18 protein-coding genes are annotated in these 15,233 nt (G+C 61.7%); 6 read left to right on the top strand and 12 right to left on the bottom strand.

All coding sequences use genetic code 11. The features are described from left to right. Positions 1-128: 128 nt before the first annotated feature. On the top strand, positions 129-1,505 hold the full coding sequence (locus GTP27_RS12735) for an SGNH/GDSL hydrolase family protein (protein WP_161039558.1): 1,377 nt from the start codon (positions 129-131) through the stop codon (positions 1,503-1,505). Between the two features lie 72 nt (positions 1,506-1,577). Continuing rightward, complete coding sequence (locus tag GTP27_RS12740) at positions 1,578-2,258, top strand: OmpW/AlkL family protein (protein WP_161039559.1); 681 nt, start codon at positions 1,578-1,580, stop codon at positions 2,256-2,258. A gap of 104 nt (positions 2,259-2,362) precedes the next feature. Here the strand turns inward: GTP27_RS12740 and GTP27_RS12745 are convergent, their stop codons facing one another. The 5 genes from GTP27_RS12745 to GTP27_RS12765 form a co-directional block, all read right to left on the bottom strand. Then, positions 2,363-3,547, bottom strand: coding sequence for an acyl-CoA dehydrogenase (locus tag GTP27_RS12745; protein ID WP_161039560.1), 1,185 nt, complete (start codon positions 3,545-3,547; stop codon positions 2,363-2,365). Positions 3,548-3,635: 88 nt separating this feature from the next. Beyond that, the gene (locus tag GTP27_RS12750) at positions 3,636-4,139 is read right to left on the bottom strand and encodes a flavin reductase family protein (RefSeq protein ID WP_161039561.1); all 504 of its coding nucleotides are present in this window, start codon (positions 4,137-4,139) and stop codon (positions 3,636-3,638) included. A 106-nt stretch (positions 4,140-4,245) separates the two neighbouring features. Then, positions 4,246-4,938, bottom strand: coding sequence for a DNA alkylation repair protein (locus tag GTP27_RS12755; protein ID WP_161039562.1), 693 nt, complete (start codon positions 4,936-4,938; stop codon positions 4,246-4,248). A gap of 36 nt (positions 4,939-4,974) precedes the next feature. Beyond that, positions 4,975-5,370, bottom strand: coding sequence for a DUF1398 domain-containing protein (locus GTP27_RS12760; protein ID WP_161039563.1), 396 nt, complete (start codon positions 5,368-5,370; stop codon positions 4,975-4,977). Between the two features lie 32 nt (positions 5,371-5,402). After that, positions 5,403-5,870 carry a MarR family winged helix-turn-helix transcriptional regulator gene (locus tag GTP27_RS12765; RefSeq protein ID WP_161039564.1) on the bottom strand — a complete coding sequence of 156 codons (468 nt, stop codon included), beginning with the start codon at positions 5,868-5,870 and terminating at the stop codon, positions 5,403-5,405. 232 nt (positions 5,871-6,102) lie between these two features. Between GTP27_RS12765 and msrA the strand changes: the two genes are divergently transcribed. Beyond that, on the top strand, positions 6,103-6,645 hold the full coding sequence (gene msrA / locus GTP27_RS12770) for a peptide-methionine (S)-S-oxide reductase MsrA (protein ID WP_161039565.1): 543 nt from the start codon (positions 6,103-6,105) through the stop codon (positions 6,643-6,645). Here the strand turns inward: msrA and GTP27_RS12775 are convergent. After that, the gene (locus tag GTP27_RS12775) at positions 6,638-7,903 is read right to left on the bottom strand and encodes a class I SAM-dependent methyltransferase (RefSeq protein WP_161039566.1); all 1,266 of its coding nucleotides are present in this window, start codon (positions 7,901-7,903) and stop codon (positions 6,638-6,640) included. The genes msrA and GTP27_RS12775 overlap by 8 nt on opposite strands. A 64-nt stretch (positions 7,904-7,967) precedes the next feature. Next, complete coding sequence (pdxH, locus tag GTP27_RS12780) at positions 7,968-9,203, bottom strand: pyridoxamine 5'-phosphate oxidase (RefSeq protein ID WP_161039567.1); 1,236 nt, start codon at positions 9,201-9,203, stop codon at positions 7,968-7,970. Between the two features lie 73 nt (positions 9,204-9,276). On the opposite strand from pdxH, the gene GTP27_RS12785 reads away from it, so the two are divergent. From GTP27_RS12785 to cysK, 3 genes are all read left to right on the top strand, one after another. Then, the gene (locus GTP27_RS12785; protein ID WP_161039568.1) at positions 9,277-10,119 is read left to right on the top strand and encodes a tRNA threonylcarbamoyladenosine dehydratase; all 843 of its coding nucleotides are present in this window, start codon (positions 9,277-9,279) and stop codon (positions 10,117-10,119) included. A 77-nt stretch (positions 10,120-10,196) separates the two neighbouring features. Further along, positions 10,197-10,688 carry an FKBP-type peptidyl-prolyl cis-trans isomerase gene (locus tag GTP27_RS12790; protein ID WP_161039569.1) on the top strand — a complete coding sequence of 164 codons (492 nt, stop codon included), beginning with the start codon at positions 10,197-10,199 and terminating at the stop codon, positions 10,686-10,688. Between the two features lie 68 nt (positions 10,689-10,756). Next, positions 10,757-11,689 carry a cysteine synthase A gene (gene cysK, locus GTP27_RS12795; RefSeq protein WP_161039570.1) on the top strand — a complete coding sequence of 311 codons (933 nt, stop codon included), beginning with the start codon at positions 10,757-10,759 and terminating at the stop codon, positions 11,687-11,689. An 89-nt stretch (positions 11,690-11,778) separates the two neighbouring features. Here the strand turns inward: cysK and GTP27_RS12800 are convergent, their stop codons facing one another. The 5 genes from GTP27_RS12800 to GTP27_RS12820 all read right to left on the bottom strand — a co-directional run bounded on the left by GTP27_RS12800 (position 11,779) and on the right by GTP27_RS12820 (position 15,190). After that, entirely contained in the window at positions 11,779-12,834 is a 1,056-nt protein-coding gene (locus GTP27_RS12800) for a cation diffusion facilitator family transporter (protein WP_161039571.1), read from the bottom strand. After that, positions 12,831-13,157: an ArsR/SmtB family transcription factor gene (locus tag GTP27_RS12805; protein WP_161039572.1), complete on the bottom strand. Its 327-nt coding sequence runs from the start codon at positions 13,155-13,157 to the stop codon at positions 12,831-12,833. Before GTP27_RS12805 ends, GTP27_RS12800 begins: the two co-directional genes overlap by 4 nt. Positions 13,158-13,252: 95 nt before the next feature. After that, on the bottom strand, positions 13,253-13,840 hold the full coding sequence (gene traM, locus GTP27_RS12810) for a conjugal transfer transcriptional regulator TraM (protein ID WP_161039573.1): 588 nt from the start codon (positions 13,838-13,840) through the stop codon (positions 13,253-13,255). Between the two features lie 6 nt (positions 13,841-13,846). Then, positions 13,847-14,575 carry a P-loop NTPase family protein gene (locus GTP27_RS12815; protein WP_161039574.1) on the bottom strand — a complete coding sequence of 243 codons (729 nt, stop codon included), beginning with the start codon at positions 14,573-14,575 and terminating at the stop codon, positions 13,847-13,849. A gap of 120 nt (positions 14,576-14,695) precedes the next feature. Further along, on the bottom strand, positions 14,696-15,190 hold the full coding sequence (locus GTP27_RS12820; RefSeq protein ID WP_161039575.1) for a CinA family protein: 495 nt from the start codon (positions 15,188-15,190) through the stop codon (positions 14,696-14,698). Positions 15,191-15,233: the final 43 nt, after the last annotated feature.

The following is a 15,233-nucleotide window of genomic DNA, read 5'->3' on the forward strand; positions in this document are numbered from 1 at the left end:
TTGGGCACAAACGGCACGCTTTTACAGGACATCTCTATACAATGACCGATAAGGCTGGCATATTAATCAGGTTGCGAATAGCACAACCGTTCGTATCACACCATAAAAGAATTTTTCTAGGAGACAACATGCGTCATACCAAATTAGCATTGGCGGCAGCAGCCCTGGCCATACTGGCAGGTTGCGGCGGCACCGACCCTACGCCCGGCGCGCAAATCCTCAAGAAGCAATACAGCGCACAGGTGTCGTTTGGTGACAGCCTGTCCGACGTTGGCTCCTACGCTGTAGGCACCGTTGCTGCCTTGAAAGGCGGCAAATTCACCATCAATGGCGATAACACGGCCATCAATCCTGCCCTGACCGGTAAAAACTGGACCGAACTGATGGCCGCCCAGCTGGGCCTGCCAGCACCATGCCCGGCCGTGACCGGCCTCGATGGCGATGCCAGCAAAGGTTTCTCGGTGCCGCAGGTGGCCCACGCCGGCTGCTACGGCTACGCCACTGGCGGTTCGCGCGTGACCAATCCTGTCGGCCCGGGCAACAAGCTGACGGGCAGCTCGCTGGGCGCCCTGACTATTCCTGTGGCGACCCAGATTGCCAACCACCTGAAAATTTCCGGCGGCAAGTTCAAGGGCGATGAGATGGTGTTCGTCATGGCCGGCGGTAACGATGTGCTGTTCAATCTGTCGGCACTGAGCGCTGCAGCGACGGCGGCCGGCACGGCTGCCGGCGGCACCGCCTATGTCACCAGTCTGGTAGGCCAGCTGGCGGCCGGTGCCACCAGCCCGCAATCGGCCGCTGCTGCGATCGGCCTGGCCGCCCAGACCGAAGCTGCGCGCGCCGGCAGTACCCAGACTTCCATCACGCAGGTGGCGATCGGTACCGCCGCCGTCCAGCCTGGCAACTCGGCAGTGGCTTCGCCTGCCGTGTACGGCCCGATGGTGACCAAGGCCACGGCTGACGCCCAGGCTGCCGGTGCCAAGGCCGGTGCCGATTATGCGGCCGCCCATGGCGCTGATCTGGTGACTGCTATGGCGCAGGCCGGCAATGAACTGGTGGCACTGGTGAAAAATCAGCTGATCGCCAACGGCGCCAACTACGTCACGGTGAATAACCTGCCTGACGTGGCCACCACGCCGGCCGGCCTGTCGAAAGACGCCAATACCCGCGCTCTGATCAATGCCATGGTGGCCGCCTTCAATGGCGCGCTTAATACGGGGCTGGGTGCGGAACCTAAAGTGCTGATCGTTGACGTGTTTGCGGTCAGCCATGATCAGGCCACCAATCCCGGCCCTTACGGCCTGACGGTAGTGAACGACACCGCTTGCGATCTGAGCGTTGCCAAGAACCCGCTGGGTACCTCCCTGACTTGCAACGGCGGCAACCTGAAGACGGGCGATGTCAGTCACTACTCGTTCGCCGATGACGTTCATCCTACGCCATTCAACAACCTGCTGCTGGCCCGTTACGTGGCCGAGAAAATGGTTGTAAAGGGCTGGCTGTAATTCAGTCGTCGCCGGCCGCTGCCAGAGACAGGCAGCGGCCCGACTTACATCACAAAAAATTCTGGAGACGATATGAAGAACACCATCAAACTGCTGGCGCTGGCCGCCGCAATGTCGCTGGCGACGGCTGCCTCGGCGCAACAATCGGCCGGTACCTGGCTGGGTACGCTGGGCGTTAACAAAATCACCCCGAAAGTCGATTCCGGCGACGTGTCGGCACCGGCGCTGCCGGGCACCAAGGCCGATGTGGGCACGGACACCAAGCCGCGCTTCGCCATCGCCTACATGCTGACCGACAACGTTGCGGCCGAACTCGATCTGGGTCTGCCGTACAAGCACGACCTGATTGGTGACGGTGCCATCAAGGGCACGGGCAAGCTGGGCACGGCGCAAGTGCTGCCGCCTACCGCTTTCGTGCAATACCGCTTCCTGCCGGCTAACGCCGTGTTCCGTCCGTATGTGGGCCTGGGTCTGACCTACGCCATGTTCCAGAAGGAAACCGGCTCGGCCCAGCTGACCGCACTGCTCAATACGGGCGGCCCCGGCACCACCTACAAGCTCGATGACAAGATGGCGCTGAGCTACCAGATCGGCGGCACTGTGCGCATCAACGACAAGTGGTTCGTCGACGCTACCGTGATCAAGACCAAGCTCAAGACCAAGGTCAGCTTCTCGACCGGTCAGACGCAGGATGTCCGTCTGGATCCGCTGGCGGTGAGCGTCAGCATAGGCTACAACTTCAAGGGCTTCTAAGCCTGCCGGCAGGCGGTGTATGCGGACGCCTGCGGGTGTCCGTATGAAGCAGCAGGCAAAAAAAACGGGGCTGAATCAGCCCCGTTTTTTATTGTCGCCAGTTGTTACTGGAAGGCCTGTATGCCGGTCTGGGCGCGGCCCAGTATCAGGGCGTGGATGTCGTGCGTCCCTTCGTAGGTATTCACGACTTCCAGATTCACCATGTGGCGGATGATGCCGAACTCGTCGGAGATGCCGTTACCGCCCAGCATATCGCGCGCTACCCGCGCCACTTCCAGCGACTTGCCGCAGGAGTTACGCTTCATCATCGAGGTGATTTCCACCGCCGCCGTGCCGGCATCTTTCATGCGGCCCAGTTGCAGACAGCCTTGCAGGCCCAGCGTGATTTCGGTCTGCATATCGGCCAGCTTCTTCTGGATCAGCTGGTTGGCGGCCAGCGGACGGCCGAACTGGTGGCGGTCCAGCACGTACTGGCGGGCCGTATGCCAGCAGCTTTCGGCGGCACCGAGTGCCCCCCAGGCGATGCCGTAGCGGGCCGAGTTCAGGCAGGTGAACGGGCCTTTTAGGCCGCGCACATCGGGGAAGGCGTTTTCTTCCGGCACGAACACATTGTCCATCACGATTTCGCCGGTGATGGAAGCGCGCAGGCCGAACTTGCCGTGGATGGCAGGGGCGCTCAGGCCGGCCATGCCTTTTTCCAGCACGAAGCCGCGGATCGCGCCTTCATCGTCCTTGGCCCAGACCACGAATACGTCGGCCACCGGCGAGTTGGTGATCCACATCTTGCTGCCCGTCAGGGCATAGCCGCCCGGCACTTTGCGGGCGCGGGTGACCATGGAGCCGGGATCGGAACCGTGGTTGGGTTCGGTCAGGCCGAAGCAGCCTATCCATTCGCCCGTGGCCAGCTTGGGCAGGTATTTCTGTTTCTGCGCTTCCGTGCCGAACTCGTAGATGGGCACCATCACCAGCGACGACTGCACGCTCATCATGGAACGGTAGCCGGAATCGACGCGCTCGACTTCACGCGCGATCAGGCCGTAGGCCACGTAGTTGAGGCCGGGACCGCCGTACTGTTCCGGTATGGTGGGGCCGAGCAGGCCCAGTTCGCCCATTTCGCGGAAGATGGAGGTGTCCATCTGTTCGTGGCGGAATGCTTCGAGGATGCGCGGAGCCAGCTTGTCCTGACAGTAGGCAGCGGCGGCATCGCGCACCATGCGTTCTTCGTCGGTCAGTTGCTGGTCCAGCAGCAGGGGATCATCCCAGTGGAACTGGGCGCGGGCTTGGCTCATGGTAGTCTCTCATTATGGTGAATGCTGCAAGCATTCTATGCCGCCCATGACGTGGCGGCTTTCCAAATGGCGACACCAATTTCCGTTTTTACCCCAGATTGCCGAACTGGCCGCCGTGGAAGATCAGCGGCGGGCAGGGCGAGAACTCGCATAGTTCCACTTCGCCCACGAAAATCACGTGGTCGCCTTCCGGATAGCGGCTGCGGTTATGGCATTCGAACCACGCCGACGAGCCCTTCAGAATGGGGTGGCCGGTGCGCGACAGTTCATATTCCACGCCCTCCCAAGGATCGATGCCGCGGGTGGCAAAACGGGTGGCCAGATGGGCCTGATCGGCTGCCAGCACGTTGATGACGTAGTGCGAATTGCCGGTAAAGATGGGCATGCTGTTGGCTTTGTTGGCCAGACTCCACAGCACCAGTGGCGGCTCCAGCGAGACGGAATTGAAGGAGCTGGCCGTCAGCCCGCGAAACGTGCCATCGGCCAGACGCGTGGTAATCACGGTCACGCCGGTGGCGAACTGGCCCAGCGCCTGACGGAAATGGCGGGTGTCGAAGCTGGGAGCGGGGGCGCGTGGGGAAACTGTATTCATGGAAAACCTGTAATTTTCCGCCATTATGCCAAAAATTGAGGCAGGCTACCGGAGCCTGCGTTTTTTAGCTGATGGTAAAGCGGCGTTTCGCCCGCGCTGAAGGTACCTAATCGAGCACCAGATGTTTTGCCGCTTCGCGCATGGTCAGGCCGGAAAACCGTTCCTGCTGCGCCTGCAGCAGGTTTTTTACCCATGCCGGATGCCAGCGTGCATAGTCGCGCAGCGCCCAGCCGATGGCCTTGCGAATGAAAAATTCCTTTTCCGGCGCCAGCAGCTCGGCATAGCGCTGCAAGCGCTCCATATCGGTGTGCAGGCGCCAGCCCAGCTGGTGCAGCATGGCACAGCGTCTGACCCAGAAATCCCCATGGCCTATCCATACATCGCACACGGCCTGTGCGCCGGTATCGCCGCGCTTTACCTGCTGCAGGATGATCAGCCCGATCACCGCCGTCATGCCGTCCACCGTTTCCCACCATGCCTCGCGGCGCAGCAAGGCTAGGAGCTCTGTCAGATGGGACCCGTCCAGCAGTTTTACCTGGCCTCTGAGGAAATCGATCGCCGTGTAGCGGAATTCCCGTTGCGGTCTTTCCCATAGCAAATGCGCGATTTCCAGCACATCGGCCGGGTTGTTCCATACTTGCCGGGGCAAGGCCTTGATGGCCGCGCGCCGCTGCGGGGCCGGAATGCCGAGGAAGTCGAACTGGTCGAGCAGGTAGGCACGCATGGGTGCGGCGCGGCCTGCATCGGCTAGTGCTGTCAGGCTGGTGGCGATGCTGCTGACGTAAAGCGCTGGTGTCACGGTGCCGTTCCTTTGCTGCTGCAGTGACTCACCCTACTATTGGGGAAAATGTTCGACGTGGCTCTCGCCATTGCGGCCATAGTAGCTGACATGGCGGCCTGCAATCCAGACGGTATAGCCTATGCAGCCGGCAGCCTGGGTCAGCTGCTTAAATTCCGGATACAGGATCTTGCCTTGCTGTGCGCCCCGTATCGCAGCGCGCACGGCGTCGCCATCAAAGGCTGCGGCAATACCATGCTCGGGCTTGGCGAAATGCAGGTCCGCCGTTGCGCCATCGGGCAGTACATAGGTGGTGCGGCCGGAACGGTAGTCCACATGGTAGGACTCGACCTGTTGCGCCATCAGCTGGCCGATGACGTCACCGAAGTGGATGCTGCCGTTATTGGATTTTTCAAAGACAGTGGTGATCACTGCGAGGGTGTCGGGGTGCATGCGGCTTCCTTGGTCTATAAATGCCTGTCGTTTCAGGCGGTGGGTAATTCTTTGAGCTGGTGATGGCTGACCAGCGCTTGCAAGGTCGCCATCAGGGCTTGTTGCTGTCCTGCCGGCAGATGGGCGAAGAAGTGGGCATCGTTCTGATCGGCCAGTTGGGCCAGTTGCGGCACCAGTTGCCTGCCCTTGCTGGTCAGCCGCAAGGACTGTTCGCGCGCGCGACCGTCCACCAGCTGCCGCTCTGCCAGTCCCTTTTCTTCCAGCCGCGTAATCACTTTGGAGGCGGCCCCCTTGGTCATGCCCAGCGCTGCGATCAGTGCGGCATGGCTGCTGTCATCCTGCGCCCACAGGGTGCGCAGGGCTACCCATTCAGTCACCGTTACGCCTTCCCCTTCCAGCAGTTTCTGGAAGCGTAGCGAGACATGGTTGGAGACAAATCGTAGCCAGAAGCCCAGATGGGCGTCGAGGGGAGAGGGCGGGAGGCTGGCCTGGGTAGTCATATTGGTTTCCGTGGATACTTTTTACCAGTATGGTTTCCATGGAAACCATTGTCAAGAAAAATCTGATTTTTGCCGCAAAATACGGAACTGGGCAATGCACAACGGTGAATTACTCTATAGTTGTACGAGGTGCGCAGCGGACAGCGGATTGCATTGCGGGCAAGCCCGTGCGCTGGCTGCCGGGCCTGACTTGCCGGTATCGTGGTCCAGCTATACAAATCAAGGAGTTAAGATGGAAAATAGCCCCAACAACACAGAGATTGCGGTTCTGGGCGGCGGATGTTTCTGGTGCCTGGAAGCTGTCTTCGAACGTTTGCGCGGTGTGGCCGAGGTGGAATCCGGCTATACGGGCGGTCCTTTGCCCAACCCCAGTTACGAGCAGGTCTGCACCGGTGGCACCGGCCATGCGGAAGTGGTCCGTTTGCGCTTCGATCCGGCCGTGATCAGCTACCGCGACCTGCTGGAAATCTTTTTCACGCTGCATGATCCCACTACCTTGAACCGGCAGGGCAACGACGTGGGCACCCAGTACCGTTCGGTGATTTACTACCAGTCGCCCGAACAGGAGGCCACGGCGCGCGAAGTGATTGCGCAAATGGCCGGGGTGTGGGATGCGCCCATCGTCACCGAACTGTCGGCGCCGCAGCCGTATTTCCGTGCCGAGGAATACCACCAGCATTATTTCGAGCAGCACCCCATGCAGAGCTACTGCGCGTTCGTGGTGGCGCCCAAGGTGGCCAAGCTGCGCAGCCTGTACGCGGCGCGGCTCAAGTAGGCGCCGCTGCCGGGTACATATAGCGGCGTGACCATGGCAGCGTGCTGGCCGGCTGGCCGGCCTTGCGCGCCACGATCTGGTACAGGCTGATCCAGTCCTGCTCGAACGCATAACTGGCGCCGGCCAGATACACCTGCCAGATGCGGTAGCGCTTTTCGCCGGCCAGCGCTTTCAGCCGGCCCGCCGCAGCTTCGAAATTGTCGCTCCAGATGGCGCAGGTACGGGCGTAGTGGCGGCGCAGGTTTTCCACATCGAACACTTCCAGCTGGCCCTGCTGCATGCTGTTCAGCACATGGCCGATGTGGGCCAGTTCGCCCTGCGGGAACACGTATTGTTCGATGAAATCGCCGCCGCCGTAGGGCGACTGGCCATTCGCCGCATCGCTGCTGGTGATGCCGTGGTTCATGACGATGCCGTCGTCGGCCAGCAGGCGCGCTAGGCCTGCAAAATATTCGGGCAGGTGGCGCACGCCCACATGCTCGAACATGCCGACGCTGGTGATGCGGTCGAACTGGCCTTGCACGTCGCGGTAGTCCTGCAGGCGGATGTCCACCAGATGTTCCAGCCCCGCCGCGCGCACGCGCTGGCGCGCCAGCGCATACTGCTGCTCCGAGAGCGTGACGCCGACGCAGCGTGCCTGCAAGCGCTGTGCGGCGCGGATCACCAGCGCGCCCCAGCCGCAGCCGATATCGAGCAGGCGCTGGTGCGGCTGCAGGGCGATCTTGCGCAGGATGTGGTCGATCTTGTGCAACTGGGCGCTGGCAAGGTCTTCGTGGCCCTGCTCGAAGTAGGCGCAGGAATAGACCAGTTCGGGATCGAGGAATGCGGCATAGAATTCGTTCGATACATCGTAGTGGTAGTGGATGGCAGCGGCATCGCCGTGCTTGCTGTGGCGCCAGTTGCGCACCACGCGCGCGTAGCGGCCCTCGGCCTTGAGGGTGTTGCGTGCCAGTGCCGTGACGATGTCTATCATGTCGCGCGCCGCGCCCTGTACTTCGATGCGGCCTTCCACATAGGCGCTGCCGAGGCTGGCGAGCGATGGACGTAGCAGATAGCTGGCCGCCGCCACGCTGGGAATGCGGATAGTCACGCGCGGCGGCTGGGCGGAGAAATCGATGCGCTGGCCATCCCACAGTTCTATGCGCAGCGGCAGCGCCAACTGCTGGCGGATCGCGCTGCTCCACGCGCCCAGCCGTGCAGCCAGCCTGCTACCCACGCTGAAATAGCGGCCCAGCGCCAGTGTGTGACGGTTCCCCATACAGCACCTCCATGCAAAAAAAGACCACCGCAAGCGATGGTCTAGTCTGGGCAGGACGCTGCGTTCAGGGCTGCAGACGTTCCCGGGTCCAGCTGCCATCAGCTTGCTTGCAGTACACGATACGGTCGTGGAAGCGCGAACGGCGACCCTGCCAGAATTCGATGCGGACGGGGTCGAGACGGTAACCGCCCCAGTGTTCCGGCCGCACGGGCTGATCGCCGCTGGCCTCAGCCACAGCGTCGTAGTTCGCTTCCATCTGTGCGCGATTGGCGATAGGTTCGCTCTGTTTCGAGGCGATGGCGCCGATCTGGCTTTTCACGGGACGGCTGTAGAAATACTTGTCGCTTTCTTCGCGCGAGGTTTTCGTGACCGTGCCTTCGATGCGGACCTGCCGTTCCAGTTCGCTCCAAAAGAATAGCAGTGCAGCGTGCGGGGTGGCGCGCAATTGCTGGCCCTTCTGGCTGTCGTAGTTGGTGTACCAGGTGAAACCGCGCTGGTCGTACTGCTTGATCAGCACGATGCGCGAACTGGGGCGGCCTTCCGTATCCACCGTGGCCAGACTCATGGCATTCGGTTCATTGACCTTGGCATGCATGGCTTCCTCGAACCATTTGCCGAACTGGGCAATCGGGTCTGCCAGCACGTCGTCTTCCGTCAGGCTGGCGCGGCCATAGTCGAGGCGGATATCGGCCAGCACCACGCCGTTGGCCACGGTATTGCTGACCGGCACCTGATGCTGCTCCGGCACCTGACTTTGCGGCAGCGAGGGTTTGATGCCGCGCCGTGCCTGCATGGCGCTGCCCAGCTGTTCCATCTGCTCGTGGCTGAACAAGCGCTTGGCCATGGGCGCAATATTGGTTTCTTCCACCGCCATGTGGCTGGTGTAGCGGTCGATGAAGCGCTGCACGGCGGCGCTATCGAGCTCGGCTGAGTGGCCTTGCGCGATCTGCTCCAGCTGAGTATTCAGCTGCTGCCATTCCCGTTCCATCTGCTGGTGGTCGGCCAGTATGCCGGGAATGATCTGCTCCAGTTGCACGGCATCGGCATCGCGCGCCGTAGCCTGCAGCATGGGCATCAGGTTTTCTTCTTCGTCCTCGTGGTGCAGGGCGGCGGCGTGGTTGAAATACTTCTGCACGGCCTGTGCGGCCTTGCGCGCATCACTGTCGGCACCGTGCACAGGCAGGTGGCCCAGCAGCTTCTGCAGGGTTTCCAGCTGTTTGCGGATACGGTCGTGGCAGTGCTTGAGCACGGCAATAGGCTGGTTGAAATCGGGGGCGGTATCGAACAGATGGTGGTTCATGGCTGGCGGCTCTGACTAGGTGAGAAAATCATTCTAGAATATTTTTTACGGCGGCGTCCGTTAAAATGGCGGGATGAATGCTGATAACCCTACCTCCTTTGAGGAAATAGATTTCGACCGCCGCTTCGGCGGCATTGCCCGTCTCTATGGCGCGGCGGCACTGGGGCGCTTCCGTAGCGCCCATGTCTGCGTGGTCGGCACGGGCGGCGTGGGCTCGTGGGCGGTGGAAGCGCTGGCCCGCAGCGCCATCGGCCAGCTGACTTTAATTGATCTGGATAATGTTGCCGAATCGAACATCAATCGCCAGATCCAGGCCCTTAGCAGCACCATAGGCAAGGCCAAGATTACCGCACTGGCCGAACGTATCGGCGAGATCAACCCGTTCTGCACGGTGCACCAGATCGAAGAATTCGTCACCGTGGAAAACGTGCCGGAGATGCTGGGGCAGGGCCGCTACGACTATGTGATCGACGCCACCGACAGTGTCAAGGACAAGGCTGCCATGATTGCGTGGTGTCGCCAGCAGCAGATACCCATGGTGATTATCGGCAGTGCCGGCGGCAAGACCGACCCGACCGAAATCGCCATCCGCGATCTGGCGCGCACCGAGCAGGAGCCCCTGCTGAAAATGGTGCGCAAGACCTTGCGCAACAAATATGGCTACCCGCGTGGCGAAAAGCATAAATTCCATGTCGATGCGGTGTTTTCCATGGAGCGCATCAGCCTGCCCGAGCAGGCCGAAGCCTGCGCCATCGAGGATGGCGGCGTGACGGGCCTGAACTGCGCCGGTTTCGGCTCGGCCATGGTGGTGACCGCCACCTTCGGCATGGTGGCGGCCAGTCACGCCCTGCGCCATCTGGCGCAGCAGACGGCACCGGACGAGGCGGCAGCCGCTACCAGCGCGCCAAGCGCCTGAAAAAGTGCGCTCATGCTGGCAGTTTTGCTATCATGTGCGCGCCCTGCTAACACTAGATCTGAGAGAGAGACGATACCATGCAGCGTAGTTCCATTTTTGCGGCCGTGCTGTGCGCACTGGCCACCAGCTTAGCCCAGGCGCAGACGCCTGCCGCTCCGGCCACCCCGGCCGACGTGCCAGCACCGCCTATGGTGGTAGGCTCGGCTACGCCCGGCCCGGCTGCCGAACAGCTGATCGTGATCGATAACAAAGTGGGTATGGGCCGCGAAGCCACCACCGGCAGCACCGTCTACATGCACTACTCGGGCTGGCTGTACCGTCCGCTGGCCAAGCAGATGCACGGCAAGCTGTTCGATTCGTCGGTAGGCCGCGAGCCGCTCGACTTCATCCTCGGCGCCGGCCGCGTCATCAAGGGCTGGGATCAGGGTATCCAGGGTATGCGCGTGGGCGGCAAGCGCACGCTGATCATCCCCGCCGAGCTGGCTTACGGCTCGCGCGCTGCACCGGGCGGTAACATTCCGCCCAATTCGGCGCTGATCTTCGACGTCGAACTGGTCGATGTGAAGTAAGCAGGACGCTACCGGAGCGGGGGCACTCAGTGTAGACTGGCTGACATCCCCTCACTCTGGAGCTGTCCATGAAAATTGCCAATAACGTTACCGAACTCATAGGCCGTACCCCGCTGGTGCGCCTGAACCGTCTCAACGCCGGCAGCACAGCCCAGATACTGGCCAAGCTGGAGTTCTTCAATCCGGCCCATAGCGTTAAAGACCGCATCGGTCTGGCCATGATAGAAGCGGCCGAAGCCGCTGGCCTGATCCGTCCCGACACCATTATTCTGGAACCGACTAGCGGCAACACCGGCATTGCACTGGCCATGGTGTGCGCTGCGCGCGGCTACCGCTGCACGCTGGTGATGCCCGAAACCATGAGCCGCGAACGCCGCATGCTGCTGCGTGCCTATGGTGCCGAACTGGTGCTTACGCCCGGCAGCGAGGGCATGCTGGGCGCTATCGCCAAGGCCGAACAGCTGGCCGCCAGCGATAGCCGTTACCTGATACCCCAGCAGTTCAATAATCCGGCCAATCCGGAAGTGCACCGCCGCACCACGGCGGAAGAAATCTGGGCTGACACGGATGGCCGCGTCGACATACTGGTGGCCGGTGTGGGCACGGGCGGTACCATTACCGGTGTGGGCGAAGTGCTGAAACAGCGCAAGTCCGGCTTCCGCTGCGTGGCGGTAGAACCGGCGGCGTCGCCCATGCTGTCGCAGGGCACCAAGGGACCGCACCCGATACAGGGCATAGGTGCGGGCTTCGTACCGGCCGTGCTGAATACCGAGGTGTATGACGAAGTGGTGACGGTGCGCAACGAGGATGCGTTCGAAACGGCACAGCAGGCGGCCCGTCAGGAAGGCTTGCTGGTGGGGATCTCGGCCGGTGCAGCGCTGTGGGCTGCGGTGCAGGTGGCGCGCCGTCCGGAAAACGCCGACAAAATCATCGTCACCATCATTCCCTCGTTCGGCGAACGTTATCTGAGCACGCCGCTGTACGCGGGTCTGGCTGACTAAGCGGCATACGCTTCTGCCTGCCAAAGGTAGAAACACAGCGGCCCCGGCGTTTGTTGCGCCGGGGCCGCTGTCGTTTGCGGAGTGCCGTGCTAGTGTGCCGGCGTCTGCAGGCTGCAGCTTGCGCTGCCGTCGCCTAGCCGTACTTGCAGCGTGCTGTGGTGGATCGAATATTCCTCGCGCAGCTGGCGGCTGATAGCGTCGAGCGCGGCGTCGCCCGGATGGCCTTGCGGCGTTATCAGCTGTACCGTCAGCGCCGTTTCCGTGGTGCTCATGGCCCAGATATGCAGGTCCTGCACGGCGCTCACACCCGGCTGAGTTGTGAGGAAGGCTGCGATTTCCTCGCCTTCGATATGGTCGGGCACGGCGGCCAGCACCATGCGCAGCGACTGTTTCAGCAGCGACCATGTGCTGTACACGATAAAGCCTACGATCAGCATACTGACGACAGGGTCGAGCCAGTTCCAGCCCGTGTACATCACGATTACACCGGCTACCAGCACGCCCAGCGAAATGGCAGCGTCGGCTGCCATGTGCAGGTAGGCACCGCGGATATTCACGTCGTCTTTGCTGCCGGACATGAACAGCCAGGCCGAGAAGCCATTGATCAGGATGCCCACGCCAGCCACCAGCGAGACCGTCAGGCCACCGACCGGATCGGGGTGGATCAGCTGCTGCACGGCTTCCCATGCAATGCCGCCGCAGGCTGCCATCAGCAGCATGGCATTGAATAGGGCGGCCAGCATGGAAGTGCTGCGCAGGCCGTAGGTGTAGCGGCCGTTCGGCAGGCGCTTGGCGAGGATGGCGGCACCCCATGCCAGCATCAGGCCCAGCACGTCGGACAGGTTGTGGCCGGCATCGGCCATCAGTGCCGTGGAGTTGGCAAGGAAACCGTAGCCGAATTCGATCGCGACAAATACCGTGTTGAGCACGATGGCGATGGCAAAAGCGCGGCCCATGGTGTTGGGATCGCCATGATGGTGGTGGTGACCGTGTCCGTGGTCATGGCCGTGACCATGGCTGTGGCCGTGGCTGCAGGACTTGCTGCCGTGGGCGTGGGAGGATTTGTTGTCGTGCTGGTGATCATGCTCATGTTTGTGTTCATGGTCATGATCGTGGTCGTGCTGGTGATCGTGGTGATGGCTCATGCCTCGCTCCCGTTTGCTGGTTCGGCGATATGTTCCAGCATATCGTTGAGGACACCGCTGATATGGGCATCAGCGGCGGAATAGAATACCTGCTTGCCCTGCCGTTCGGATTTGACGATGCGGGCAGCGCGCAGCAGGCGCAGATGGTGGCTGACTAGCGAACTGCTCAGTTCCAGCGTGCTGGCGATACTGCTGACGGCAACGGGCGCCTCCAGGCAGGCCAGCACGATGCGCAGGCGGGTAGGATCGCCGAGCAGATGGAACAGGTCGGCCAGTTGGGCGATGGCAGGATCGCAAACGGTGACGTCGTGATGGCAGCTCATAATACTAACATTTGAATAGGTGTTCATATGTTAGCATAAAAAAGATGCAGCCGCGAGGGCTGCATCCATGTCCGAGTCTTGCGGCGGCGGAGTGGCTATTTAGTCAGTTCTGCCTGCAACTGGGCGCGGGTTTTCGGATCGAGCTTGAGCATGGCCTTGTCCAGCTTGTCGGCACGGTCCAGTGCCAGCAACTGTGCAGGCGTGAGCTCTTTGGCCTGCTGCACGACGGGGGCGGGCGGCGCCACCGGCTTGAAAAACAGCGCCTGTCCGGCCAGTACCAGCAGGGCACTGAGCACGGCGACGCCGGCAGCCGCTGCCAGCAGGCGCTTTTCGCGCCCATCGAAGGCAGGCGTTGCGGAGTTGGCCGGCGCCGCAGTAGCAGCGGGCGCGGCACTGGCAGATGTGGCGGCCGGATTGGCCGCCTCCTGTTCCAGCGCTTCATTGGTGGCATCGAGCACCGCGCCCTTGCGCCGCGCCGCCGGCGTGTCGGCCGCCAGACCACCGGCGGCACGGGCATGCCGCACCAGTTCGCGCGACGTACTATCCATCAGCGCCACGTGGCGCTGCACGGCGTCTTCGAGTACGGCTTCGTTGAGGGCCACCAGCGCGAACACAGGATCATCGATATCGATCTTGACGCCGGTTTTTTCAAATACCAGAGTGCGCAGCTTGTGCTGATCCATAGTGGCTTACCACTCCACTTTGTCGAGTTGTTCGAACAGGTCGCGGAACACCACTTTGATGCGCTGCTTCTCCATCAGGTTGAACTTGTCGCTTTGCTTGACTTCTTCCGCCGTCAGGCGGGCCGTATTCATTTTCTTGATATCGGCGCCGAAGGTATCGGCATTGCGCGCCGTCAGCACCACGCGGCCTTTGACGCGCGAGGAATTGTCGGCATAGGTCTGCGATTCGGTGAACTGTTTGCCGGCCGCCGATTGCAGCAGGCCGAAGTGTTCGTTTTCCCACAGCACCAGCGGTACTTTGGTCGATTTGGCGGTGGAGACAAAGCCCATGGCCGTGTCGTGCAGGGTGTCGCCGCCGCCGACGATGGTGTGGATGTAGACCTTGCGGCCCGATTCTTCCAGCAGGGAGAAGCAGTCGTTTTCGATCAGGTAGCCCATCAGCGGCGAGAAGGTGTTGGCGCCGTTGTCGATCACGCAGTTGCCTTCTTCTTCGAGGATGTCGATCATCAGCGCATCGAAGCGTTTCGGGTCTATGGTGCGGCTGTCCGTCATCACCGGCACATGCTTGACGTTCATCGCCTTGTAGCGCGAGAAGGTGGCGTTTTCCTGGTCCGTGTCATAGCAGCGTAAAGGCGTTTCATCTTTGCTGGCAACCCATTGTGCAAGGATGGTGGACACCAGCGTTTTGCCGATGCCGCCTTTGCCCTGAAGGATGAAATGTACCGTGTTTTGCATCGAAATTACTCCTGATTCATTTGGAAACCCGCGCAAGGACGCGCCCGAATGCAACGAGAGTAGTGGTTTTGACGCGCGCTGGCAACCGCCAGCACGCGCGGGATGGTGTTACTTTGTCGTTTAGGCAATGAAGCGCAGCAAACCCTGTAGCGCGTGGATCACGGTCTGGGTACGCACGGACTGGCGGTCGCCGGTAAACACCAGCCGTTCCGTGTGCACCTGATCGCCGCGCGCCCAGCCGAAGCAGATGGTGCCGACAGGCTTGCCCGGCACGGCGCCGGTAGGGCCGGCGATGCCGGTGGTCGATAAGGCCACATGGGCATTGCTATTGCCCAGTGCGCCCGTGGCCATGGCCGCCGCCACTTCTTCCGACACGCTGCCCAGCTGGGCAATCAGGGCGGCGGACACATCGAGCATTTCCGTCTTCGACGCGTTGGAGTAGGTGATGAAGCCGCAGTCGAACCAGGCGGTGGAACCGGCAATTTCCGTGATGGCCTGGGCCACGCCGCCGCCGGTACAGGATTCCGCCGTGGCCAGCAGCAGGCCACGTGCCTGCAGGGCCTGTCCCACCTGGGTGGCAAGGTCTAGGATGAGTTCGCAATTATTCGGGTGCATGGCGGTCTCCTTCGCGCGGTGTTTAGGATCACTGTAACATGGC

The sequence above is a fragment of the Duganella qianjiadongensis genome (assembly GCF_009857915.1).
Lineage (GTDB): Bacteria > Pseudomonadota > Gammaproteobacteria > Burkholderiales > Burkholderiaceae_D > Rugamonas > Rugamonas qianjiadongensis.